The sequence below is a fragment of the Actinoplanes sp. NPDC004185 genome, from assembly GCF_053603475.1.
In genome coordinates, this window is sequence record NZ_JBSGFR010000019.1 from 1 (window position 1) to 23,169 (window position 23,169).

The window sequence follows — 23,169 nt, forward strand, 5'->3', positions numbered from 1 at the left end:
CTTCGCCCACTTCTCCGCCATCGCGACGAGCGGCTACCGCAGCCTCGACGAGAACCAGAAGGTGGAGTTCGACATCACCCAGGGCCAGAAGGGCCTGCAGGCGGAGAACATCCGCCCGCTCTGACCTTCGCTCTGCACCAACCGGCGGCCCGACTGATTCAGCGGGCCGCCTTTTGGCGTCCCCGTCCGGTGCACCGCGGGTATCGCCGGCGTATGGAAAATCGCATACGCCCCGGCAACGGCCGGCCCTCTTCAATGGGGCCATGAGCCCCAGGAGCACCCTGTCCGCCGGCCTGGCCGTTCTCGGCCTGGCCGGCGCCGTGTTCGTCGTGCGGCGGCCACTCATGATGGCTGCTCCGGCGTGTCTGGCCGGGCGATGGCACGGCTGCTACGACACCGAGAACGGCCTGATCCTGATGATGCTGGTCGGGCTGCCGCCGACCGCTCTGCTGGTGTGGGCCCTGGCCTACCGGCGGCGGGCCATCGGCGCTTCCCTGGCGTGGCGGATCTCGGTGGCCGAGGTGGGCCTGGTCTACGGGACGGTGCCGTTCATCTGGATGACCTTGATGCCGGGTCCGGGCGCGGGTGTCGTCCCCGGCCGGGTCAGCCTGGTGCCGCTGCGCGACCTGATCACGATGGGCCCGCTCGGCATCGGCGGCAACCTGCTGATCCTCGCCGCGCTGGGCTTCTTCGCCCCGATGCGGTTCGCGGCGCTGGCCTCCGTACCGCGGATCCTGGCCCTCGGGGCCGGCTGCTCGATCCTGATCGAGACCGCGCAGTTCGCCTTCCGCCTCGACCGGGTGTCGTCGGTGGATGACGTGCTGGTCAACGCGGCCGGGGCCGCGCTGGCCGCGCTGGCGTCCCGCCGCTGGTGGCGCGGCACGGCCGGGGCGCCGCCCGACCAGCACCGGTCCGCACCGGCAGCGGCCACCTCCGGACCGCGCTGACCATAGGCTTCCGGCATGCGCGTACTGATCGTGGAGGACGAGCCCTACCTGGCCGAAGCCGTCCGTGACGGGCTGCGGCTCGAGGCGATCGCCGCCGACATCGCCGGGGACGGCGACGCGGCTCTGGAGCTGCTGGGGCTCAACTCGTACGACCTCGCGGTCCTCGACCGCGACATCCCCGGCCCCTCCGGCGACGAGGTGGCCCGGCGCATCGTCGCCTCCGGCAGCGGCATCCCGATCCTCATGCTCACCGCGGCCGACCGGATCGACGACAAGGCCTCCGGCTTCGCGCTCGGCGCCGACGACTATCTGACCAAGCCGTTCGAGCTGCGGGAGCTGGTGCTCCGACTGCGGGCCCTCGACCGCCGGCGGGGGTACGCCCGGCCCCCGGTCCGCGAGATCGCCGGCCTGCGCCTCGACCCGTTCCGCCGGGAGGTCTTCCGCGACGGGCGTTACGTCGCGCTCACCCGCAAGCAGTTCGCCGTGCTGGAGGTCCTGGTCGCCGCCGAGGGCGGGGTGGTCAGCGCCGAGGACCTGCTGGAACGGGCCTGGGACGTCAACGCCGACCCGCTCACCAACGCCGTGCGGATCACCGTCTCGGCGCTGCGCAAACGGCTCGGCGAACCGTGGATCATCGCCACCGTGCCCGGCGTCGGCTACCGCATCGAGGGGTGAGCGTGACCAGAGCACCCGGGATGAGCGTCCGCCTCAAGCTCACCCTCAGCTACGCCGCTTTTCTCCTGCTGGCCGGGGCCCTGCTGCTCGCGGCCGTGTGGGTGTTCCTGCTGCGTTACGTCCCCGACCGGGCCTTGCTGATCGGCGGCGACACGAACATCAACGGCGTCTTCCCCGTCCGGTCCAACCTGCTGCACATCTTCGCGCCGCGGGCCGCCGCCGTGCTGGCCTTCGTGCTGGTGTTCGGCCTGGTCGGAGGGTGGGTCCTGGCCGGCCGGATCCTCGCGCCGCTCACCCAGATCGCCGAGGCGGCCCGGACCACCGGCCGGGGGTCGCTGTCGCACCGGATCCGCATGAAGGGCCGCCGCGACGAGTTCCGTGAGCTGTCCGACGCGTTCGACGCGATGCTCGACCAGCTCGAGTCCCATGTCGCCGAACAGCAACGGTTCGCCGCGAACGCCTCGCACGAACTGCGCACCCCGCTCGCGATCTCGCGGACGCTGCTCGACGTCGCCCGCAAGGACCCGGCCGGGGTACGGGGCGAGCTCGTCGAGCGGCTGCACACCGTCAACCAGCGGGCCATCGACCTCACCGAGGCGCTGCTGGTGCTCAGCCGGGGCGATCGCGGGGACTTCACCCGCGAGAGCGTCGACCTGTCCCTGCTCGCCGAGGAAGCCGCCGAGACGCTGCTCCCCCTGGCCGAACGGCGCCGGATCGCCCTCGAAGTCACCGGCGGGGCGGCCCGGACCACCGGCTCCCCCCAGCTTCTGCTGCGAATGGTGACAAACCTTGTACAGAACGCCATCGTCCACAACGTCCCGACCGACGGAACCGTCACTGTGCGTACCGAGACGCACGGCACCACGAGCGTGTTGCGGGTCGAGAACACGGGTCGCCGGCTCCCGCCCGAACTGCTGCCGACGCTGACCGAGCCCTTCCAGCGTGGAACAGAACGGGTACGCACGGACGAACACGCCGGCGCCGGCCTCGGCCTGGCCATCGTGCACAGCATCGTCCGAGCCCACAACGGAACCCTCGACCTCGGGCCCGGTCACACCGGGGGTCTTCGCGTCACCGTCCGGTTACCCGGCCCGCCGTAGCCCCGCCGGCGAATCCGGCGTGCTTCTACCAGTGCGCGGCTGGGTATGACATGCGACACTCGCAGCGGGATCGGTGCCAAGAAAGATCCACACTGTGGGTGACGGATTCGCGCGACGGCCAGGAGGATGACCATGCGATCTCTGGCAGGTCGTTACCGGGTCGAGCAGCCGGTCGGCCACGGCGGCAGCGCCGTCGTGCACAGCGGCTACGACCGTACGCTCAAACGGCGCGTCGCGGTCAAGCTGTTCTCGCCGTACCGGCCGGGCAGCGGCGAGCCGTTCCTCGATGTGCTGCGCGAGGGGCGGGCCGCGGCGACGCTGAGCCACCCGAACGTCGCCCGCGTCTACGACTACGGCGAGGCCACCGACGGGGACCAGCGGATCCCGTACCTGATCATGGAATTTCTCGAGGGTGACACCGTCGCCGACCGGCTCGCCGCGACGGGCGCGTTCGGATGGGAGCGCGCCGCGGAGATCTGCGCGGACGTCGCCGCCGCCCTGGCCGCCGCGCACGCGCGTGACCTGGTGCACCGCGACGTGAAGCCCCGCAACGTCATGCTCACCCCGGGCGGCGTGAAGGTCCTCGACTTCGGCATCGCCGCCCTGGCCGGGCAGAACAGCTTCGACAAGCACGGGCAGCTCTGGGGCACCCCGGCCACCCTCGCCCCCGAGCAGCTGCGCGGCGAACCGACGTACCCCGCGGCCGACGTCTACGCGCTCGGCCTGCTGCTGTTCGAATGCCTCACCGGCACCCGCGCGTGGCCGGGCACCAGCGTCGGCGACATCCTGGCCGCCCGCTTCCAGCAGCGGGCGCCGCGGCTGCCGGCCATCGCCGGGCTCCCCCGGGAGATCAACCGGCTCTACGAGGCCTGCATCGCCGACGACCCGGCCCGGCGTCCGTCGGCCGCCGAGGTCGCGGAGACCCTGCGCCGGGCCGCGGGCCGGACCCCGACGGTACGCCCGGCCGCCGTGCTCACCCGCACGATCCCACCGGTACGGACCAAGCGCTCCCGCAGCCGCGCGGCCATCACGGCGTCGATCGCGGTGGCCGCGGCGTTCGCGAGCATCATCGGGCTCCAGGTGGCCAACGGCTACGCGACGCCGGCCGGCCGGCCGGCGGAGGCCGCCGTCGACGGTGCGCCCGTACCCCCGGCTCCGCGGCCCATCACCACCCCGGTGCCGACCCCGACCTCGACCCGGCCGGTGCCCGACGTCCCGGACGACGACAGTGACCGGCCGGTCCGCCGGATCACCGACACCTGGACCCGCGAGGCCACGACGCCGCCGCAGATCTCGAAGCCGAAGCCGGAGCCGACGAGCAAGACCCCGACCACGAGGCCGACGATCCGGCCGACCAGGCCCCACGCGACCCCGCCGAGCGACCCGCCGCCGACCACGACGAAGCCGGAGCCGGAGGAGCCGTCGGAACCCCCGGCCACCACCCAGCCTCCGGTGGAGCCGACGGACCCGCCGGACGAGCCGGACCCGGTGGACCCGTCACCGCCGGCCGTGGACCCGGTGCAGGAAGTCGTCCTCGCCGATTCCTGAGGCCTCCGCGGTCCTCAGTGACCGCGCCGGGCCGTGACGATCCAGGCGCGCGAGTCGAAGTACACGCCGTCGTCCGTGCGGTGGGCGTCGAGAACGGTGCGCAGCCGCGTGATCGCCGGCTCGGTGGCCGGCACTTTCCACAGCCGCCGCACGGCGTCGGTGGCAGCGGCGGTGTCCGGGCCGTAGTAGACCGGCTCGTGCACGTCGGTGAAGCTGACCTCCGTGAAGCCGGCCGCGGTCAGGATGCTTTCCGTGACGGCCGGCTCGGCCAGGGAGAACGCGTCCGGGCCGCTCGGTGCGGCCGATGCGGCGGTGGGGGTCCAGGGGATCTCGGTGGCCCATTCATTGCGGTCGCGTCCCTGCCAGACCAGCAGCACCAGCCGTGCCGCGGGGCGCAGGGCCTGCCCGATGGTGGTGAACGCGGCGACCGGGTCGGCGAAGAACATCGTGCCGAACCGGCTGATGCAGAGATCGAAGTGCGCCGGTGCGAAGCGGTGGACCTGGGCGTCCGCCTGCTGGTAGGTGACGTTGCGCAGGCCCTCGTCGCGGCTGAGCCGGCGGGCCTGGGCGAGCATCGGCGCGGAGATGTCGACGCCGGTCGCGCTCCCGTCGACGGCGGCGCGGGCCGCCTCGCGGGTGGTCCGGCCGGCGCCGCAGCCGATGTCGAGCACCCGGTCGTGGGAGCCGACGCGGGCAGCGGCGCGGAAGTGCTCGTTGTGCAGGCGCAGTTCGGCGTCGTAGTCGAACAGGTCGGACCTCGTCGTCATGTCGCTGACGGTAGAACGGCGCCATCATCGACAAAAGCGATTGTTCCCGATCGAGGTGATCGCTCGGAGCGATCTCACCTCCGCCGGGCCAGGGCGGCGGCCGCCTCGACAGCGACGGCGATCGCCCGCGCGGCCAGCGGGGAGTGACTCCGACCGGCCGGCCAGAGCAGGAAGACCTCGCGGGGCGGGAGGGCCGGCCGCAGTTCGTGCGTGCGCAGCCGCTCGTCGGCCTCGACGCCGGCCCCGTGCACGGCCAGCCAGGGCAGCACCGCCGAGCCCATCCCGGCCCGCACCATCGACAGGAGCGTGTCGTCACCGGCGCTGCGGAACACGATCCGCGGGCGGGCCCCGGCGCGTTCGAGAGCCAGCTCCAGCCGGGGCTGATCGCAGACCGGCGGGTAGGCGACCAGGGGCCGCCCGTCGAGCTGGTCGACCCGGACCGGGCCGTCGGGGAACGCGCCCGGGCCGGCCACGAGCACGTAACGGTCGTCGAGCAGCTTGACGTGATCGACGTCGCCGTCGAGCAGGCCGTCGTAGAACAGCAGGTCGAGCTCGTCGATCCGGGGCGGCCGGCCCGGCACCTCCTCGGTCGTCCGGATGTCGCAGCCGGGGTGCTCGTCGCGCAGCCGGCGCACGACGGTCGGCAGCAGGACGTTGGACATGCTCTGGAAGATGCCGATGTCGAGCCGGCCGGCTCCGGCCCGGAACCGGTCCACCGCGCCGGTCAACGCCGCGGCCCGGGCCAGCAGGTCCCGGCCGTGTTCGAGCACCACGGCACCGAGCGGGGTGATCCGCACCGGCCGGGGGCCGCCGGGCCGGTCGAACACCGGGCCACCGACGGCCTTCTCCAGCGCGGCGATCTGCTGACTGATGGTCGACTGGGTGTAGCCGAGCCGGGTGGCCGCCCGGCCGAATGAGCCCTCGTCGACGATCGCGGCCAGGGTGGCCAGATGTCTCAGCTCGATGGCGGTCACAGACCGGAGCCTATGCCCGGCATCCTCAGCCGGTGCGGCTGCGGAGGCTCCACGTCAGGGCCGGGATCATCACCGCCGCGGCGATCAGGTGCAGGCCGACCAGAGCGGCGATGGTGGCGGTGTCCGCCCCGGAGATGAAGGGCGGGATCAACGAGATCACCGTCAGCGACCCGGCCGTCCACCGGAACCGGTCGGCGGGGCGAGCGCTCCAGCGCAGCAGAGCCGCGGCGATCACCACCCCCACGATCGAGAAGAAGCCGGTCACCACCGCGAACCCGGACAGCGGGATCGTCTCACCGCCGTCGGGGATCGCGAAGTCGACCCCGGCGGCCCGGGCCAGCGCCGCGGCGAGCGTGGTGGCCACCATCGCCGCGAGCGTGGCGACCAGCCCCGCCCCGACGAGCCAGCGGAGCCGGTGGGTACGGCCGGCCGAGGCCGGGCGGGTGGCGACCCCGACGTCGTCCATGCCGGTCATGCCGTCACCGCCGGCAGGCGCTCGGGCAGTCCGAGTCGCGGGAACTGGTCGTCATGGAAGACGGTGATCTCGGTGATCGCCCCGCCGCTGATCCGCAGCACGTCGAGCGTCAGCGGCAGGTACGCGCCCTCCTCCTCCCGCCAGAGGTAGAAGGCGAAGGCGGGCTGCCGGTTCACCGCGGTACGGACCGCGCGCAGGCCGGTCATGCCCTCGAAGCCGTCCTCGACCCAGTTGTTCACGACCGCCTCGCGGCCCACGTACAGGCCCGGGGTGGGTGGCATCGCGAAGCGGACGTCGTCGCGCAGCAGTGCGGCGAGCCCGTCGATGTCGGCGGCCACGCTGGCGTCGGTGAAGCGGCGTACCAGCTCGCGCGTCGGCGCGTCCTCCTCGCCGCCGGTCCAGTCCTGCCGCTCGGCCGGCAGGTGCTCCCGCATGCCGGCCCGGGCCCGCTGCAACGCGCTGTTCACGGAGTTGACCGAGTCCCCGAGCAGCTCCGCGACCTCCTTGGCCGGCCAGCCGAGCACGTCGCGCAGGATCAGCGCGGCCCGCGGGCGCGGAGCGAGATGCTGGACCGCGACCACGTACGCCAGCTCGATCGTCTCCCGCGCGACCGCCACCGCCTCCGGCCCGTCCCCGTCACCCGCGGGCAGCTCGTCGAGCAGCCGGTCCGGGTACGGCTGCAGCCACCGCACCTCGCCGCCGGTCGCCGGCTCCGGACGCCGCTTGGCCAGCAGGTCGAGGCAGGCGTTGGTGGCGATCCGGTACAGCCAGGCCCGGAAGGTCGAGCGCCCCTCGAACGTCTCCCGGCGCCGCCAGGCCCTCAGGAACGCCTCCTGCACGGCGTCCTCGGCATCCTCGAACGATCCGAGCATCCGATAGCAGTGCACATGCAGCTCGCGCCGGTGTCCCTCGACCAGCCCGGAGAACACCGGCTCGCTGACCTCGCCCAGTCCGCTCACGCCCAGCTCCTCCACCACGTCCACACCCATGACGTCACCCTTCCGTCTCGGCAGCCTTGTCGCAGGTATGACGGCCCGGAGCGGGGAAACTCATCACCGGCCGGTCAGGGCGTGACGCGGATCGAGAACTCGTTGTTCGCGTCGTAGTGCGGCTGCATCGTGACGCCGCCGGTGGTGATCGGCGGGAACACGTACGCGACGTCCTTGCGGGCCACGTCGTCCAGGAACCGGCCGAGCCGGACCGCGGGCCGGCCCGGCGCGTAGCGCAGCCAGAGCTGCCAGGTGCCCGCCGGCAGGGCGCCGATCCGGACGGCGAAGCCCACGTCGGTGACGGAGCCCGGCAGCTCCCGGGTGGCGGTGCTCCGCAGCTCCAGCACCGGTTCGACGGGCTCGGCCCCGACCAGGCGTCCCTCGATCCGCAGGCCGTCGGCGTCGATCAGCACGCCGGCGATCTCGGCGTACACCGGCCGGTCCCAGACCCGCAGGCCGAGGCAGCCGTCGCTGAGCCGGTAGGGCAGCTGGACCCGCCTGGCCGTACCGGGGATCAGGGCCCGGGTGTCCAGCCGGCCGGCCCGGACCGCCGCGCCGTCCGGGGTGCGCAGCTGCCAGGTCCCCTCGGGCAGGTCGCCGCCCACCGGCACCTTGTCGTCGTCGCGGCACCAGATCAGCTCCGCGCTGTCGGCCAGCATCAGCTCGCCGTCCGCGGTGACCAGCGCGTCGACGGTCGGGACGGCGGAGGTCGGGGCCGGGCCGAGCACCGGCTGCGGCGGGGCCGGCCGCTCCCGGCGGGGCCACCAGCGCCGGCGGGCGGCCTTGCGGGCCGCGAGCCGGTCGAACAGCTGCTCGTACTGCTCGGCGATCAGGGCCGGGTCGTAGCGTTGCGCGTTCTTCAGCGCGGCGGCGGCCATCGCCTCCCGTTGCGCGTCGTCGTCGATCAGCCGCAGCAGCGCGGCCGCCAGGGCGGCCTCGTCCCCGACCGGCGTGAGCAGGCCGTCCATGCCGTCCTGGAGGATCTCGGCCGGACCGTACGGCGCGTCCGTGCTGACCACCGGCACCCCGCACCGCATCGCCTCGACCAGCGTCATGCCGAACGGTTCCTGGTCGGAGGGCACGGCCGCGATCGCGCCCTTGGCCCATTCCGTCTCGATCGGCGTGTACGGGCCCATCATCAGCACGTTGTCGTGCAGCCCGAGCTCGGCGACCAGGGTGCGCAGCTCGGCCCGGAGCTTGCCCTGGCCGTAGACCCGCAGCTGCCAGTCCGGACGTTCGGCGGTCACCGCGGCGAAGGCCCGGATCAGCAGGTCGTACCGTTTGCCCTGGACCAGCCGGCCGGCCGCCACCACGATCTTGTCGCGGCCGTGCGACGGTGGGACGGCCGGCGCCGGCACGCTGTTCGGGATGAAGGTCAGCTCGGTGTCCGTCAGCCGTACGTGCGCCCGGTAGTCCTCGGCGTCGCGCGCGGTGATGGTCACGAAGGCGTCGAGCTTGCGCAGGTGGCGCGGCAGCTCCTCGCGCATGGCCTTGCGCTGCTGGAGCCGGGTCAGGTGCTCCTGGCCGATCTTGATCATCCGGTCGGAGGCGAACCGGGCGGCATAGGCGATCAGGCCGGGGCGGGTGGCGATCACCACGTCGGCGTCGCTGGCGGCCAGGTAGCGCGCGTACCGCTCCTCGACCATCCGGTCGTAGTCGCTGGACCGGTAGTCGGCCTTCGGGTAGTACCGCGCCGGTTGGCCGCGCAGCGGATCGTCGGCGAGGTAGTCGGGGTGGTCGGTGCGAGCCTCGACGAGCGCCATCAGCCGGACGGCCGGGTGCAGGGGCATGTGGGGCACGTCGCGCCGGCGCGCGGTGCTGAGCACTTCCACCTGGTGGCCCCGCTCGGCCAGGGCGCTGCCGAGATTGAAGGTCGTGGTGATGGTGCCACCGATACCGAAGCCGTCGTTGAGCAGGAAAAGGACCTTCACGGATCGGCACCCTAGACCGGTCGCGCGACTGCCGTCCATCCGGTGCGCAGAGCAGAACGCTTGACGACACGTCCCGACACAAGTAAACAATCCTTATCATTCATCGGGGATCATCGATGGGGGCAATATGAACTCGATCGCCGCGGCGCTGGTGGCCCTGCTGATGGCCCCGGCCGTCGCCGTAGCGCCGCCCACGTACACGACCGCTGAGGCCGGCAACCCCTTCGTCGACGGGCGCTACGCCGACCCCGACATCGCGCTCTACAACGACCGGTACTGGGTGTTCCCCACCTCCTCCCGGCCCTACGCCGAACAGACCTACCTGGACGCGTTCTCCTCCACCGACCTGGTCACCTGGACCAAGCACCCGACCGTCCTGAGCACGGCGAACGTCTCCTGGGCCAAGTACGCGGTCTGGGCCCCCGCCCCCGTCCAGCGCAACGGCCGGTACTACCTCTACTTCGCGGCGAACGACATCCAGAGCAACACCGAGCTCGGCGGCATCGGCGTCGCTGTCGCGGACCGGCCCGAGGGACCGTACCGGGACGCCATCGGCCGGCCGCTCATCGACCGCTTCGTCAACGGCGCGCAGCCGATCGACCAGGACGTGTTCATCGACGACGACGGGCAGGCGTACATCTATTACGGCGGCCACGGGCACGCCAACGTGGCCCGGCTCAACAGCGACATGACCAGCCTGGGCACGTTCCCCGACGGCTCGGTGTTCAAGGAGATCACGCCGGCGGGCTACGTCGAGGGCCCGCAGATGCTCAAGCGCAACGGCAAGTACTACCTGATGTGGTCCGAGGGCGGCTGGACCGGCCCGGACTATTCCGTCGCGTACGCCATCTCGGACTCACCCACCGGGCCGTTCCAGCGCCTCGACAAGATCCTGGCCCAGGACGCCGCGGTCGCCCGCGGCGCGGGCCACAACTCGGTCGTGAACATCCCGGGCACCGACACCTGGTACATCTTCTACCACCGCCGGCCGCTCGGCGAGACCGACGGCAACGCCCGCTACCTGGCCTACGACCGGATGACCTTCGCCGCCGACGGCACCATCCAGCGGGTGAAGATGCTCGTCAAGGACAACTTCGACGACAACAACGCGATCGGCTGGAAGACCTACGGCGGCTCGTGGACGGCCACCGGCGGGCAGTACCGGGCCCAGCACTCGTACGGCGGCAAGGCGCTGCTGACCGACAACCACACGAACGCGGTCTACGACGCCGACGTCACGGTCACCTCCGGCGCGGGTGACGCCGGTCTGGTCTTCCGGGCCACCTCCCCCGCCGTCGGCACGGACAGCTACCGCGGCTACTACGCGGGCATCAGCCCGGCGGGCCAGGTCGTGCTGGGCAAGGCGGACAACAACTGGACCCGGCTGGGTGCCGCGGCCCTGTCCGTCACCGTGGGCACGCGCTACCACCTGCGGGTCGAGGCGGTGGGCACGTCGCTGAAGGTGTTCGTGAACGACATGGCGAACCCCAGGATCACAGTCACCGACGGTACGTACACCGCCGGCTCCTCGGGCGTACGCGTCTACAACGCCGCCGCAGCCTTCGACAACCTCGCGGTCACGAACCGGTGATGCGGTAGCCGACCCCGGCCCGGGTGGTGATGATCGGCGGCTCACCGAGCTTGCGGCGCAGCCGGCCGATCGTGACCGTCACGGTGTTGGTGAACGGGTCGGCGTTCTCGTCCCACACCTGCTCCAGCAGCGCTTCGGCGCTCAGGAACGCGGGCGCCACCCGGAGCAGCGCCTCCAACAGGGCGAACTCCTTGACCGAGAGGTCCAGCCGGCGGCCGTCGCGGGTGGCGGTGCGCCGGGCCGGGTCCAGCTCCAGGCCGGCGGCGTGCAGCGTCCGCGGCCGGGCCGACGGGCGGCGCCGGGCCAGCGCACGGACCCGCAGCACCAGCTCGGGGAAGTGGAACGGCTTGGCCAGATAGTCGTCGGCACCCAGCGTCAGGCCGCTGACCCGGTCGCCGGGAGCGCCGGCCGCCGTCAGCATCAGGACCATCGGCCGCTCGTCCCGCTCGGTGATCAGCTGGCAGAGCATGTCGCCGTGCAGGCCGGGCAGGTCGCGGTCGAGGACCACCACCTCGTACGGCGCCAGCTCCAGCTTGTCGACCGCGGTCAGGCCGTCCAGCGCGACGTCGACGGCCATCCCCTGATCGCGCAGGCCCTCGGCGACGACCTCGGCGAGCGCCCGCGCGTCCTCGACCACCAGCACCCTCACGCGGCGCCCTCCGGCAGCAGCGGCAACCGGATCGCCACGTGCAGACCGCCCTCGGCCCGGGCCCGCAACGCCATCGTGCCGCCGTGGGCCGCCGCGACAGCCGCCACGATGGACAGTCCCAGCCCGGTGCCGGTCCCGGCGGTCCGCGCCACGCCGAGCCGCTGGAAAGGCCGGCCGAGCCGGGCGACCTGGTCCGGGTCGAGCGGTGGGCCACCGGTCTCGACGGTCAGCAGCGCGGTCCCGTTCTCGGCGGCGGCGACCACCCGGACCCAGCCGTCCGGCTCGTTGTGGGTGATCGCGTTGTCAACGACGTTGCCGATCATCCGGGTGAGCAGCACGGCGTTGCCGTGGGTCCAGGCGTCGCGCCGCACGTCGGCGTCGACCGTGAGCCGCTCGGCCGCGAGGCCGGCGGCGCGGGCGGCCAGCACCTCCGTGACGAGCTCCCCGAGTGACACCGGAGCGCGGTCGGCGAGCGCGCCGTGCTGGGTGCGGGCCAGGATGAGCAGGCCGTCGAGCAGACCGTCGACCTGGTCCAGCTCGGTGCGCAGGCGGCCGGCGAGCGCCACCGTCTGCGGCGGCACCGGTCCGGGCTTCGCCACCGCGACGTCCAGCGACGCGCGCATCGTGGCGAGCGGCGTGCGCAGCTCGTGGGAGGCGTTGGCCACGAACCGGCGCTGCGCCGCGAACGCCTGCTCGAGGCGTTCGAGGAGCTCGTCGATGGTGTCGGCGAGCGCCTTGACCTCGTCGTCGGGGCCGGGCGCGGCGAGCCGCTCGTGCAGGTTGTCAGCGGTGATGGCGCGGGTGGCGGCGGTGATCGTGCGCAGCGGGCGCAGCACCCGCCCGGCGACCGACCGGCCGAGCAGCACCGAGGCCACGGCCATCACGGTCAGCGCGATCACCGAACCGGCGAGCAGCTGCCGCGCCTGGTCCTGGTGCACGGCCGCCAGCTGGGCCTCCAGCTCCGCGATCCGTGCGGCGGACCCCTGCTGGGGCGGCCCGGACCCGACCGGGACGCTGGCCCGGGTGCTGGAGATGGTGATCAGGCCGGTGAGGCCGAGCAGGGCGACGCCGGAGAGCATGAACAGCACCACGTACATGATCGTGAACTGACGCCGAGCCGTGCGCATCCCGTTCCCCCTGCCGTGCCGCCGGCCGGCACGTGACCAGCATGCCGGTCCGCACCTAACAGCGGAATGACGGTGCACGTTCGGCCGCCGTTACGGCCCGCTGCGTAGAACCGGGGCCATGGAACCCACGATCGAGGTCACCGGCCTCCACAAACGGTACGGGCGCACGGTCGCCCTGGACGGCCTGTCCTGCACGGTCCGGCCGGGACACGTCACCGGCTTCGTCGGCCCCAACGGCGCCGGCAAGTCCACCACCATGCGGGTGGTTCTCGGCCTCGCTACCCCGGACGCCGGCACCGCGCTCGTCGGCGGCGTGCCGTACCGGACCTTGCGCCGGCCGTTGACCCACGTCGGGGCGCTGCTCGACGCCGGGGCGGTGCAGCCCGGCCGCTCCGCGCGCAACCACCTGCTCTGGCTGGCCCGTTCGCAGGGCTTCGCGGCCCGGCGGGTCGACGAGGTGCTGGAGCAGGCCGGCCTGGCCGAGGTCGCCCGCCGCCGGGCCGGCGGCTTCTCCCTGGGCATGCGGCAGCGGCTCGGGATCGCCGCCGCGCTGCTCGGCGACCCGCCGGTGCTGATGCTGGACGAGCCGTTCAACGGCCTCGACCCGGAGGGCATCGTGTGGATGCGTGGGCTGCTGGGGACCTTGGCCGCCCAGGGACGGGCCGTGCTGGTCGCCAGCCACCTGATGAGCGAGCTGCAGCACATCGCCGCGCACGTGGTGATCGTCGGCCGGGGCCGGGTGCTCGCCGACACCACCGTGTCCGAGCTGCTGGCGGCGTCACCGTCGCTGGAGGAGGCGTACTTCGCGCTGACCCGTGACGCGGTGGAGTTCCGTGGGGAGGCAGCCCGATGAGCGACTTCGCCCGGCTCGTACGGGCCGAATGGGTCAAGTTCCGCACGGTCCGCGGCTGGGTGCTCGGCACGGTGGCCGCGACCGTGGTGATCGTGCTGCTGGGGTTGTTCGTCGCGTCGAACAGCATCTCGTCGTGCTCGAACGGGACGGTGGACATCGAGTGCCCGGCGCTCCCGCTGGGCCCGGACGGCGAGCCGGTCCGCGACAAGTTCTTCTTCGTGCACCGGACGCTGGCCGGGGACGGCGCCGTCACCGTACGGGTGACCTCGATGACCGGCCTGATCACCTACCCGCCGCCGGACCACGACGAGATCGTCCCGGGTCTGGTGGAGTGGGCGAAGGCCGGCGTCATCGCCAAGGAGGGCACCGCCGTGGGCTCCCGCTACGTGGCGCTGATGGTCACCGCGGGACACGGCGTACGGATGCAGCACGACTTCGTCCACGACACCGCGGGCCGGCCCGGCGCCGTGTCGGCGGACACCCCGCGCTGGCTGCGGCTGACCCGTGCCGGGGACACGCTCACCGGGGAGGAGTCGGCCGACGGCACCGCCTGGAGCCGGGTGGGCACCGCGACGCTGGCCGGACCCGTGGAGCTCGGGCTCTTCGTCACCTCACCGAGCGACCTCACGGTGAACGGCGGAGCCGGCGGCGGCAGCGTCCAGGCCCGGCTGGCCACGGCGACCGCCGCCTTCGACAACGTCGCCTCGACCGGCACCGCGCCCGGCGGCGACTGGCGGCGCGACGACATCGGGGCCGAGCTCGAGCCGGACGGCGCCGTGCACCACCCGGGCAGTGCCCAGGAGGCCGGCGGGGTCCTGACGGTGTCCGGCAACGGTGACATCGCTCCCCTGACCGGCGAGACGGGACCCTGGGTCCAGCTGTTGCTGATCGGGCTGGTCATCGGCCTGATCGTGGTGGTCGTGGTGGCCGCCCGTACCGTCTCGGGCGAGTTCCGGCGCGGCTTGATCGGGGTGACGCTGCTGGCCAGCCCGCGCCGGGGCCGGGTCGTGGCGGCCAAAGCCGTGGTGCTCGGCGCCGCCACGTTCCTCGCCGGTACGGCCGCCGCCGCGCTGGTCATCCCGTTCGGCTGGCGAGTGCTGACCGGCAACGGCTTCCGGCAGCCGGGGTTGCCCCTGAGCACCCTGGTCCGGGTGGCGGCCGAGGCCGGTCTGCTCGTCGCCGGCACCGCGCTGCTCGCGCTGGGGCTGGGAGTGCTGCTCCGGCGGGGGCTGGCCGCGGTGGGCATCGCGGTGGCGGTGGTCGTGGTGCCGTACCTGCTGGCGGTGATCGGGGGTCTGCCCACCGCGGCCGCGGACTGGCTGCTGCGGCTGACCCCGGCCGCAGCCTTCGCGTTCCAGCAGGTGGCGCCCGAGTACGCGCACGTGCTGGCGAGCTACACGCCCGCGTCCGGCTACTACCCGCTGCCGGCGTGGGGCGGCCTCGCCGTCCTGGCCGGGTACGCCGCGCTGGTCCTCGGCCTGGCCGCCGTGCGGCTGCGCCGGAGCGACGCGTGAGCCGGACGCTGTACGCGGAGTGGACGAAGTTGCGCACCGAACCCGCCGTCCTCTGGCTGGTGCCGGGTTTCGTCGTGGCGACGGTGCTGACCAGCCTGTTCGCAGTAGCCTCGGCCCGCTGTGCCCGGGGCGGATGCGGCATCGATCCGGCCGTGCTGAGCCTGGCCGGGGTGCAGCTCGGCCAGGCCGTCGTCGTGCTGCTGGCCGCGCTGACCATCGGCGGCGAGCAGAGCACGGGCCTGCTCCGCACGACGTTCACCGCCATGCCCCGCCGAATCGTGGTCCTGGCTGCCAAGGCCGTCCTGACCGGCGGCTTGACCCTGGTCGCGGGGACGGTGGCCGTGCTGGGCTGCGTGGCCGCCGGCCGGGCGGTGCTGCCCGGCAGCGGCATCGCGGCGCCGTCACTGACCGACGGTCCGACGCTGCGAGCCGCCGCCGGGTCGGTGCTCTACCTGGTGCTGGTCGGGCTCCTGGCGCTCGGCGTCGCCGCCGTCATCCGGGACGCGGCGGCCTCGGCGGGAGCGGTGCTGGTCCTGCTCTACGCCGTACCGATGGTCGCGTCGGTGATCAACAATCCGGAGCTGCAACGCACACTGCGCCGGTTCGCGCCGATGCCGGCCGGCCTGGCCGTCCAGACCACCACCGACCTGGACCGCCTCCCGATCGGGCCCTGGGCGGGCCTGGCCGTGCTGGCCGCCTGGGCCGCCGCAGCCCTGCTCGGCGGCGGCCTGGCTCTTCGATTCCGCGACTCCTGACGGCCCGGACCGCTCAGGTGCGCTGCCGGGCCATCCACTGCCAGATACGGGTGCCGTCGATGCGCGGATCGTTGCGGGCCACATAGATCCACGACCAGTGGCCGGGGAACTGGTGGCCGTCCCAGACGACGTGGTCGTAGAGCGACAGCAGGGAGCCTCTGATGAGCTCGTGGGCGTGGACGGTGTTGGGCACCGGCGGCACTGTGTCGTCGTCGCGGGAGGCCACCAGCCAGGTCGGGGTCCGGATGGCCCGCAGCTCGGCGTCGGTGATCATCGTGGGGCCGCCGGGCTGCAGGGACTCGACGACGCCGCAGATGGGCACCGACGCCGCGAACAGGTCCGGGTAGACCGTGGTCATCTTCAGGCTCATGTACCCGCCGTTGCTGGCGCCGACCACGTAGATCCGGTCGTGGTCGACCGGGTGCCGGCGCGCGACCTCACGGATGATCTCGCGGATCAGCGGGGCGAAGCGGTCACCGTCCTCGAGCCAGAAGGAGGTGCTCTGCGGGGCCACGACGTAGGCGCCGGCGAAGATCCGCTGGGCTTGCGGGGTGGCGAAGCCCAGCGCACCGCGGTTGGCCCGCAGCGTGGTCTCGTTGTCGTAGTAGTTGTCGGGCAGCGAGGCGCCCTCGCCCCCGCCGTGCAGCCAGACGACGAGCGGGCGCCGGCCCCGACCGGCGAAGCGGCGGGACGGCTGGTACAGGCGGTACTTCATCCCCGAGGCGGAGATCGCGTACCGGAAGGCGTCCACCTCGGGGTTGGACAGCCGGCCCTGGACGAACTCGGTGATGGTGACCGGGCGGTGTCCCCGTACGGTGAAGGGGGCGTGCTGGGTGATCGTGTACGCGAGGTCGAGCCGCACGTTGCGGCCCCGGCTCGCGATGTAGCCGAGCGTGCCGCCGCCGGTCTGGCCCTCGGCGTACGCCAGGTCGAGCACGATGTTGCCGTGGTGGTCGAGCCGGACCGCGGTCACCGCCCGGTCCAGGTCGTACTCGCTGAAGATCTGGTCGCCCGGCGCGATCGGGATCGGGCTCGTCGCCTTCGCGTGCACGGTGAAGGTGCCGGTCGTGAGACTGGCCGGATCGATCCGGCCGAGCCCGCCGGTGGCGATGGTGAGCGAGGTGACCTGCTCGCCGCCGTCCAGGGTCTCGGCGTTGAGGATGAATCGCGCTCTGGTGGCCGAGTGGCCGCCGGCCTGTGCGGCTGCCCCGGGCAAGGCCAGCCCCGCGGCGGCGCCGGCTCCGGCGGCCAGGACGGAGCGACGGCTGATCGACGTGGCCATGCGGCCTCCTTGTTTCGATCACGTTAACAATCGTGCATTGACATGGGTCTATCACGGTTGCGGCGCCGAGCGGAAGACCGGCATCGAGCCGGGCCCGGATGCCCAGGAAGGACACAGAGAACTCTCGGCTGGCGCCAAGCGCGCGGACAGACGATCGCGCTATGAGGCAGGCAGCAGCAGCGAGGACCGGGGAAGCAGCGCCGGACGATCCCGAGGAACCCTGGCGGCCGCAGCCGCCGTTGTCGCGCGTCGCGGTCGCCCGGCTGGTCCAGCTGGCCGGGCTCTACAACGTCCTCACCGTGGTGCTGCCGTCGCCGCACGGCCGCTTCGGGGAACTGGCCGGGCTCCTGCCGATGGCCGGGGTGCTCACCGCCCGGGCAGCCGGCGCGGCGTCCGGTCTGCTGCTGGTCTATCTCGGGGCCGGGCTGCGCCGGGGCAAGCACCGGGCCTGGCAGATGGCGGTCGTCCTGGCCGGCGCCGGGGTGGTGCTGCACCTGGCGCGGGGCTGGCACTACGACGCTGCCGCCGTCTCGGTGGCACTGCTGGTGATGCTGATCGTGGTACGCCGCCGCTTCCACGCGCAGGCCGATCCGTGGAACCGGTGGCGGGCGCTGGCCGCCTTCATCGGTTTCGCCGGCGCCGGGTTCGCGGTCGGGCTGGTGGAGATCGCCGTACGGATGAACCGGCTCGAAGGCCGTCCGGGAGTGATCGCCTGGATGCAGGAGTCCGCGCTCGGACTCGTCGGGATCTCAGGGCCGATCCGGTTCGCGTACCCGCTGGGCGCCGAGACGGTCAGCTACACCACCGGCATGTTCGGGCTGGTCTCGGTCGCGGCGGCCGTCGTGCTGCTGCTGCGCCCCGCGAACCGGCTGCCGCAGCGCACCGGCGACGACGACGCGGTGGTCCGCGCGCTCGTCCGGCAGCACGGGGCGGGCGACTCGCTGGGCTACTTCGCCCTGCGCCCGGACAAGTCACTGCTGTGGGCGCCGTCGGGCAAGGCGGTGATCGCGTACCGGGTGATCAACGGGGTGAGCCTGGCCTCCGGTGATCCGATCGGCCTGGCGTCGCAGTGGCCGGAGGTCATCGCGGTGTGGCTGCGCGACTGCGCCCGGCACGGCTGGACGCCCGCGGTCCTCGGCTGTGGCAATGCCGCCGGCCGGGCGTACCGGAAAGCGGGTCTTGACGTCGTCGAGCTGGGCGACGAGGCGATCCTCGACGTCGCCGGCTTCACCCTGCAGGGCCGGGCGATGCGCGCGGTGCGGCAGGCGGTCGCCCGGGTGGAGCGGGCCGGCTACACCTGTACGGTCACCCGGCTGCGCGACCTCACGCCCGAGGCCCTGACCGAGGCTCAGCGGGCCGCCGACGCCTTCCGCGACGGCCGGGTCGAGCGCGGCTTCTCCATGGCGTTGTCGCGCCTCGGCGACCCGGACGACGGCGACACCCTGTTCGTGATCTGCCGGGACGCCGGCGGCCGGGTCCGTGGCCTGCTGCACTACGTGCCGTGGGGCACCGACGGGCTGTCGCTGGACCTGATGCGCGGGGACCGGACCGCCGAGAACGGGCTGACCGAGTTCATGGTCGTCACCACCATGACGGCCGCGCCCGGGCTGGGCGTGCATCGCGTCTCGCTGAACTTCGCCGTGCTGCGCTCGGTGTTCGCCCGGGCCGACGAGCTCGGGGCCGGGCCGGTGCTGCGGCTGTCGTACCAGGTCCTCAAGGCCGCCTCCCGGGTCTGGCAGATCGAGTCGCTGTACCGCTCCAACGCCAAGTACCAGCCCGCCTGGGTGCCGCGCTACCTGTGCTTCCCCGCGGTCCGTGAGCTCCCGCGGATAGCGGTCGCCGTCCTGTCGGCCGAGGCGTTCCTGCCCGGTCCCGGCCGGCGGGCCCCGCTCACCCGGCCCGCCGCGGCACCGGCGGAGGCCCGCCGATGACGCTCACCGGCCTGCCGCTGTTGCTCGGCACCTGCGCCGCGGCCCTGTCGGCCGGCGCGTTCCTGGTGTGGTCGTGGAACCGCGGCAGCCGCCGGCGGCGGGTGCCCACCCGCGTGCTCAGCCTGCTGCTCAGCCAGGCCCTGCTGGTGCTCGCCGTCGGGCTGCTCTACAACCGCCAGGAACAGTTCTATCCCTCCTGGGCGGCACTGGCCGGGCAGACCGGCGCGCCGGCGGATGTCACCCCGGCCCGGACCGGCCGGCTGGACGCCTCGTTCGCGCGGGACCCGAGCGCGCTGTGGCAGCCACCCGGCTCGGCGGCATGGCAGCTCGCGGCGCCACCCCGGGTCACCGTCCCGGCCGGGTACGCGACCCGCCCGCTCGCGTACCCCGTCCTGCTCGCCCTGGGCGGCCGCCCGGCCGGCGCCGATCTGATCGAGGTCACGCTCTCCCCCGGCGCGCGCACCGGCTCGCTGGCCACGCTGCCCCGGCTGCTGGAGACCGATCTGCGGGCGACGCCGCGCGGCTGGGTCCTGGTCACCGCGGCCGCCCAGGTGCCGCTCGCCCGGCGGCTGGCGACCGAGCTCCCCGGCCGCTTCGCCGCGCTGGCGACCGTCGGCCCGACCCCGGCCGGCCCCGGACCGGCGATGCCGACGCGTACGTTCGCGACCTGGTCCGCCGCGACCAGCTGGGCCGTCGCCCAGAGCCCGCCCGCGCTCGCGTCCCCCCGCGTCCTGCCGACGGCGTTGCCGGCATGAGGATCGACGGGCTCCCGCTGCTGCTGACCGGCCTGGCCCTGGTGGTGTGTTCCGCGGTGGCTGTCGCGGTGCGCTGGGAGCGGTCCGGCCGGATCGTGCGGGCCGGTCTCGTCCTGGCCTGCACGCTGAGCCTGGTGGCCACGTCGGCGATGGAGCTGAACCGGCTCACCGAGGCCTACCCCAGCTGGACCGCGCTCGGCGGCGTACCGGAGGATGACTCGCCCGTCCCGCCGCAGCCCGCGGAATTCGTCTCGGGGCCCGGCGGCCGGATCGTCGAGATCACGGTGGCCGGCCGGGTCTCCCGCATGACCATGCCCGCCTACGTCTACCTGCCACCCGGCTACTCCTCGGGCCACGAGCGTTATCCGGTGATCGAGGCCCTGCACGGCTTCCCCGGGTCGCCGAAGAGCTGGTTGCGCCGTCTCGACGTGCGCCGGCACCTCGACCAGGAGATCGCCGCCGGCCGGATGGCCCCGGCCGTCGTGGTCTTCGCCTACCAGACGCCGGACCCGCTGGCCGACACCGAGTGCACCGACCTGACCGGCGGTCCGAAGGCGGAGACGTTCCTGACGGTGGACGTCCCGGCGGCGGTCCGGGCCGGCTTCCGGGTCCGGTCCGACGGCCCGGCCTGGGGCCTGGCCGGCTACTCGGCCGGTGGGTTCTGCGCCGCCGACCTGCTGCTGCGGCATCCGCGGCAGTACGCCGCCGCGGCCAGCCTGTCCGGGTACGCCTCGCCCGGCATCAAGGTCGGCGACAGCTCCGAGCTGACTACCCACAACGTCGCCTGGCGGCTGCGGCACCTCCCGCAACCCCGGGCCGGGCTGTATCTGGCGTACGCCGCCGACGACCCGCCGTCCCGCCGGGACGGTCGGACCATGGCCCGGCTGGCCCGCCCGCCGCTGTCGGTCACCACGGCCGTCGTGGCCCACGGCGGGCACAGTGACCCGGTGTGGCAGGCCATGGAGGCGCCCGCGTTCGACTGGTTGTCGTCGTGGCTCGCCCGTCCCGCGGTCACGCCGTGAGGGCGGTGCTCGCGGTGCTCGGCGCGCTGCTGCTGGGCGGCTGTGCCACGCCGCCACCGGCGCCGGGCCCGCCGGTCACCGTGGTCACCTTCGGCGACTCCGTCCCGGCCGGGACCGCTTGCCACTGCACGCCCTTCCCCGACCTGTACGCCCGGATGGTGTCCCCGGCGGCGGACTCGGAGAACCTGGCCGAGGCCGGTGCGACCTCGGCCGACGTGCGGCGCACGCTGAGCGGGGCGCGTGCCCGGGACGCCGTACGACGGGCGGCCGTCGTGCTGGTCATGGCCGGGGCCAACGATGTGGCCGCGGCGCTCGACGACGATGACGCGTACGCGGCGCCCGTCGCGCAGGTCGGCCGGAACGTGACGGCCGTGCTGCGATCGGTGCACGAGCTGCGGCCGGGCGTACCGGTGCTGGTGTTCGGCTACTGGAACGTCGTGGAGGACGGGGTCGCCGCGGGCGACGACGACAGCCGGCGCTCGGCGGCCGTGGCCGCAACGGCTGCCTGCGATCAGGCGTTACGCGAGGCGGCGGCCGCGGCGGGCGCCACCTACGTCGACACGCTGCCGGTGTTCAAGGGCGGCACCGGAACCGGCGACCCGACCTCGCTGCTCGCCGCCGACGGGGACCACCCGAACGCCGCCGGGCACGAGGCCATCGCGTCCGCGGCGTACGCGGCTGCTCACTGACCGGTCAGCCGGCGCAGGGCCACCTTGGCGAACTTGCCGGTGGCGGTCTTGGGGATCTCGGCCACGAAGCGGAACTCGTCGGGCACCCACCACGAGGCCACCCGGCCGGCGAGGTGGGCCCGCAGGTCCTCGGCGGTGAGGGCCCGGTCCGGCGCGACGACCACGCACGCCAGGGGACGCTCACCCCACCGCTGATCCGGTACGGCGACGACGGCGGCCTCGAGCACGTCCGGGTGCGCCATGATCTCGTTCTCCAGCGTGACCGACGAGATCCACTCGCCGCCCGACTTGACGAGGTCCTTGGTCCGATCGACGATCCGCAGGTGGCCGTCGGCGTCCATCGTGGCGATGTCGCCGGTGCGCAACCAGCCGTCGGCGGTCAGGTTCGCCTCGCCGGCCCCCGCGCCGAAATAACCGGCCGCGACGGTCGGCCCGCTGACCTGCACCTCCCCCGGAGCGCTGCCGTCATGGGCGACGATGGTGCCGTCCTCGCCGACGAGCCGGACCTCGGTCAACGGGACCGGACGGCCGGGCGAGCAGAGCACCTCGCGTCGCGCGGTGGCGTCGAGCCCGTCGTGGATCGTCGCGAGCCGCGCGCAGGTGACCAGCGGGCTGGTCTCGGTCATCCCCCACGAACTGCTCAAAGTGACACCGGCGGTCTCCTCGTACTCCCGGGCCAGGGAGACCGGCAGGGCGCTGCCGTCGCTGACGGTCATCCGCAGCGCGGAGAGGTCGAGGCCGGGCAGCAGGGGCTCCAGAGCGCGCCAGATCGCCGGTACGGCCGCGGTGAACGTGACCCGGTGCCGGGTGAGCATCGCCGCGAGGGCGTCCGGGCTCATCCGCGGACCCGGCAGCACCAGCTCGGCCCCGGCCATCGCGGCGGCGTACGGCAGGCCCCAGGCGTTGACGTGGAACATCGGCACGATCGGCAGGACCACGTCACGCTCGCTGATCGCGAAGCTGTCGGCCGCGAGCAGCGCCATGGTGTGCAACACGACGGACCGGTGGCTGTAGAGCACGCCCCTGGGCCGGCCGGTCGTGCCCGAGGTGTGGCAGAGGCCGGCGGCGTCGTCCTCGGCGACGACGGCCGGGGCCACCGGCTGCGACACCCGCGCGAGAAGCTCCTCGTAGCCGAGCACCCGGGCGTCGTCCGGGATCGGCTCGTCGCCGCCGTCGTCCATGACCACGACATGCCGCACGGCCGGCGCCGGCCCGATCACCGGCCACACCGTGGGCAGCAGGGACCGGTCGACGAACAGGACGTCGTCGGCCGCGTCGGCCAGGATGCCGGTCAGCTCGGCGGCGAAGAGGCGGTGGTTGAGCGTGTGCAGCACCCGTCCCGCGCTCGGCACCGCGAAGTAGAGCTCCAGGTGACGCTGGGAATTCCACCCGAAGGTCCCGACCCGGGCGCCGGGCGGCACTTCGAGCAGGTCGAGGACGCCGGCCAGCCGCCGGGCCCGGGCGACGACCTCGCCCCAGGTGGCGGTGACCTCGCCGGCCGCGGTGGCGGTGACCACCCGGTTGCGCGCGAAGAGTCCCTCGGCGCGGCGCATCAGCATGCCGACGTCGAGAGCCCGGTCCTGCATCAGGCCGCG

Annotated in this window: 22 protein-coding genes; 13 read left to right on the forward strand and 9 right to left on the reverse strand. The window is 73.5% G+C overall.

Going from position 1 to position 23,169, the window contains the following annotated elements:
• From ACWEOZ_RS20445 to ACWEOZ_RS20465, 5 genes are all read left to right on the forward strand, one after another.
• Positions 1 to 124: cold-shock protein (locus ACWEOZ_RS20445; protein ID WP_360831463.1), on the forward strand; the 124-nt coding region annotated here is incomplete at its 5' end.
• A gap of 139 nt (positions 125 to 263) precedes the next feature.
• Positions 264 to 947 (forward strand): VanZ family protein, encoded by a 684-nt coding sequence (locus tag ACWEOZ_RS20450; RefSeq protein WP_451912251.1) that lies wholly within the window; start codon positions 264 to 266, stop codon positions 945 to 947.
• Positions 948 to 962: 15 nt separating this feature from the next.
• On the forward strand, positions 963 to 1,622 hold the full coding sequence (locus tag ACWEOZ_RS20455) for a response regulator transcription factor (RefSeq protein WP_451912252.1): 660 nt from the start codon (positions 963 to 965) through the stop codon (positions 1,620 to 1,622).
• 2 nt (positions 1,623 to 1,624) lie between these two features.
• Positions 1,625 to 2,722 carry a sensor histidine kinase gene (locus ACWEOZ_RS20460; RefSeq protein ID WP_451912253.1) on the forward strand — a complete coding sequence of 366 codons (1,098 nt, stop codon included), beginning with the start codon at positions 1,625 to 1,627 and terminating at the stop codon, positions 2,720 to 2,722.
• 132 nt (positions 2,723 to 2,854) lie between these two features.
• Positions 2,855 to 4,270, forward strand: a complete 1,416-nt coding sequence (locus ACWEOZ_RS20465) for a protein kinase domain-containing protein (protein WP_451912254.1) — start codon at positions 2,855 to 2,857, stop codon at positions 4,268 to 4,270.
• A 14-nt stretch (positions 4,271 to 4,284) separates the two neighbouring features.
• Here the strand turns inward: ACWEOZ_RS20465 and ACWEOZ_RS20470 are convergent, their stop codons facing one another.
• From ACWEOZ_RS20470 to ACWEOZ_RS20490, 5 genes are all read right to left on the reverse strand, one after another.
• Complete coding sequence (locus tag ACWEOZ_RS20470) at positions 4,285 to 5,037, reverse strand: class I SAM-dependent methyltransferase (RefSeq protein ID WP_451912255.1); 753 nt, start codon at positions 5,035 to 5,037, stop codon at positions 4,285 to 4,287.
• Between the two features lie 74 nt (positions 5,038 to 5,111).
• On the reverse strand, positions 5,112 to 6,011 hold the full coding sequence (locus ACWEOZ_RS20475) for a LysR family transcriptional regulator (RefSeq protein WP_451912256.1): 900 nt from the start codon (positions 6,009 to 6,011) through the stop codon (positions 5,112 to 5,114).
• Positions 6,012 to 6,036: 25 nt separating this feature from the next.
• Complete coding sequence (locus tag ACWEOZ_RS20480; protein ID WP_451912257.1) at positions 6,037 to 6,486, reverse strand: DUF6069 family protein; 450 nt, start codon at positions 6,484 to 6,486, stop codon at positions 6,037 to 6,039.
• A complete protein-coding gene (locus ACWEOZ_RS20485; RefSeq protein ID WP_451912258.1) occupies positions 6,483 to 7,475 on the reverse strand; it encodes an RNA polymerase subunit sigma-70 in 993 nt (330 codons plus the stop codon). The genes ACWEOZ_RS20480 and ACWEOZ_RS20485 overlap by 4 nt, the downstream gene beginning before the upstream one ends.
• 74 nt (positions 7,476 to 7,549) lie before the next feature.
• Positions 7,550 to 9,406, reverse strand: a complete 1,857-nt coding sequence (locus ACWEOZ_RS20490) for a glycosyltransferase (protein WP_451912259.1) — start codon at positions 9,404 to 9,406, stop codon at positions 7,550 to 7,552.
• Between the two features lie 127 nt (positions 9,407 to 9,533).
• Between ACWEOZ_RS20490 and ACWEOZ_RS20495 the strand changes: the two genes are divergently transcribed.
• Positions 9,534 to 10,997, forward strand: coding sequence for a family 43 glycosylhydrolase (locus tag ACWEOZ_RS20495; RefSeq protein WP_451912260.1), 1,464 nt, complete (start codon positions 9,534 to 9,536; stop codon positions 10,995 to 10,997).
• Here ACWEOZ_RS20495 and ACWEOZ_RS20500 read toward each other — a convergent pair.
• The gene (locus tag ACWEOZ_RS20500) at positions 10,984 to 11,646 is read right to left on the reverse strand and encodes a response regulator transcription factor (protein WP_451912261.1); all 663 of its coding nucleotides are present in this window, start codon (positions 11,644 to 11,646) and stop codon (positions 10,984 to 10,986) included. The genes ACWEOZ_RS20495 and ACWEOZ_RS20500 overlap by 14 nt on opposite strands.
• On the reverse strand, positions 11,643 to 12,773 hold the full coding sequence (locus tag ACWEOZ_RS20505; protein WP_451912262.1) for a sensor histidine kinase: 1,131 nt from the start codon (positions 12,771 to 12,773) through the stop codon (positions 11,643 to 11,645). The genes ACWEOZ_RS20500 and ACWEOZ_RS20505 overlap by 4 nt, the downstream gene beginning before the upstream one ends.
• 118 nt (positions 12,774 to 12,891) lie before the next feature.
• Here ACWEOZ_RS20505 and ACWEOZ_RS20510 point away from each other — a divergent pair, with 118 nt between their 5' ends.
• The 3 genes from ACWEOZ_RS20510 to ACWEOZ_RS20520 are packed head-to-tail and all read left to right on the forward strand — an operon-like array spanning position 12,892 to position 15,895.
• The gene (locus tag ACWEOZ_RS20510) at positions 12,892 to 13,626 is read left to right on the forward strand and encodes an ABC transporter ATP-binding protein (RefSeq protein ID WP_451912263.1); all 735 of its coding nucleotides are present in this window, start codon (positions 12,892 to 12,894) and stop codon (positions 13,624 to 13,626) included.
• Complete coding sequence (locus ACWEOZ_RS20515; RefSeq protein WP_451912264.1) at positions 13,623 to 15,140, forward strand: ABC transporter permease subunit; 1,518 nt, start codon at positions 13,623 to 13,625, stop codon at positions 15,138 to 15,140. The genes ACWEOZ_RS20510 and ACWEOZ_RS20515 overlap by 4 nt, the downstream gene beginning before the upstream one ends.
• A complete protein-coding gene (locus ACWEOZ_RS20520; protein WP_451912265.1) occupies positions 15,137 to 15,895 on the forward strand; it encodes an ABC transporter permease in 759 nt (252 codons plus the stop codon). Before ACWEOZ_RS20515 ends, ACWEOZ_RS20520 begins: the two co-directional genes overlap by 4 nt.
• Positions 15,896 to 15,908: 13 nt before the next feature.
• Here ACWEOZ_RS20520 and ACWEOZ_RS20525 read toward each other — a convergent pair whose 3' ends face one another.
• Entirely contained in the window at positions 15,909 to 17,177 is a 1,269-nt protein-coding gene (locus tag ACWEOZ_RS20525) for a prolyl oligopeptidase family serine peptidase (RefSeq protein ID WP_451912266.1), read from the reverse strand.
• A gap of 161 nt (positions 17,178 to 17,338) precedes the next feature.
• Here ACWEOZ_RS20525 and ACWEOZ_RS20530 point away from each other — a divergent pair, with 161 nt between their 5' ends.
• From ACWEOZ_RS20530 to ACWEOZ_RS20545, 4 genes are read left to right on the forward strand one after another with little or no spacing between them, the layout of a single operon-like run.
• A complete protein-coding gene (locus ACWEOZ_RS20530) occupies positions 17,339 to 19,108 on the forward strand; it encodes a phosphatidylglycerol lysyltransferase domain-containing protein (protein ID WP_451912267.1) in 1,770 nt (589 codons plus the stop codon).
• On the forward strand, positions 19,105 to 19,863 hold the full coding sequence (locus tag ACWEOZ_RS20535) for a hypothetical protein (protein WP_451912268.1): 759 nt from the start codon (positions 19,105 to 19,107) through the stop codon (positions 19,861 to 19,863). The genes ACWEOZ_RS20530 and ACWEOZ_RS20535 overlap by 4 nt, the downstream gene beginning before the upstream one ends.
• A complete protein-coding gene (locus ACWEOZ_RS20540) occupies positions 19,860 to 20,885 on the forward strand; it encodes an alpha/beta hydrolase (protein WP_451912269.1) in 1,026 nt (341 codons plus the stop codon). The genes ACWEOZ_RS20535 and ACWEOZ_RS20540 overlap by 4 nt, the downstream gene beginning before the upstream one ends.
• Entirely contained in the window at positions 20,882 to 21,574 is a 693-nt protein-coding gene (locus ACWEOZ_RS20545) for a GDSL-type esterase/lipase family protein (RefSeq protein ID WP_451912270.1), read from the forward strand. The genes ACWEOZ_RS20540 and ACWEOZ_RS20545 overlap by 4 nt, the downstream gene beginning before the upstream one ends.
• Here ACWEOZ_RS20545 and ACWEOZ_RS20550 read toward each other — a convergent pair.
• The gene (locus ACWEOZ_RS20550) at positions 21,568 to 23,160 is read right to left on the reverse strand and encodes a long-chain fatty acid--CoA ligase (RefSeq protein WP_451912271.1); all 1,593 of its coding nucleotides are present in this window, start codon (positions 23,158 to 23,160) and stop codon (positions 21,568 to 21,570) included. The two genes, ACWEOZ_RS20545 and ACWEOZ_RS20550, sit on opposite strands and share 7 nt — an antisense overlap.
• Positions 23,161 to 23,169 lie beyond the last annotated feature (9 nt).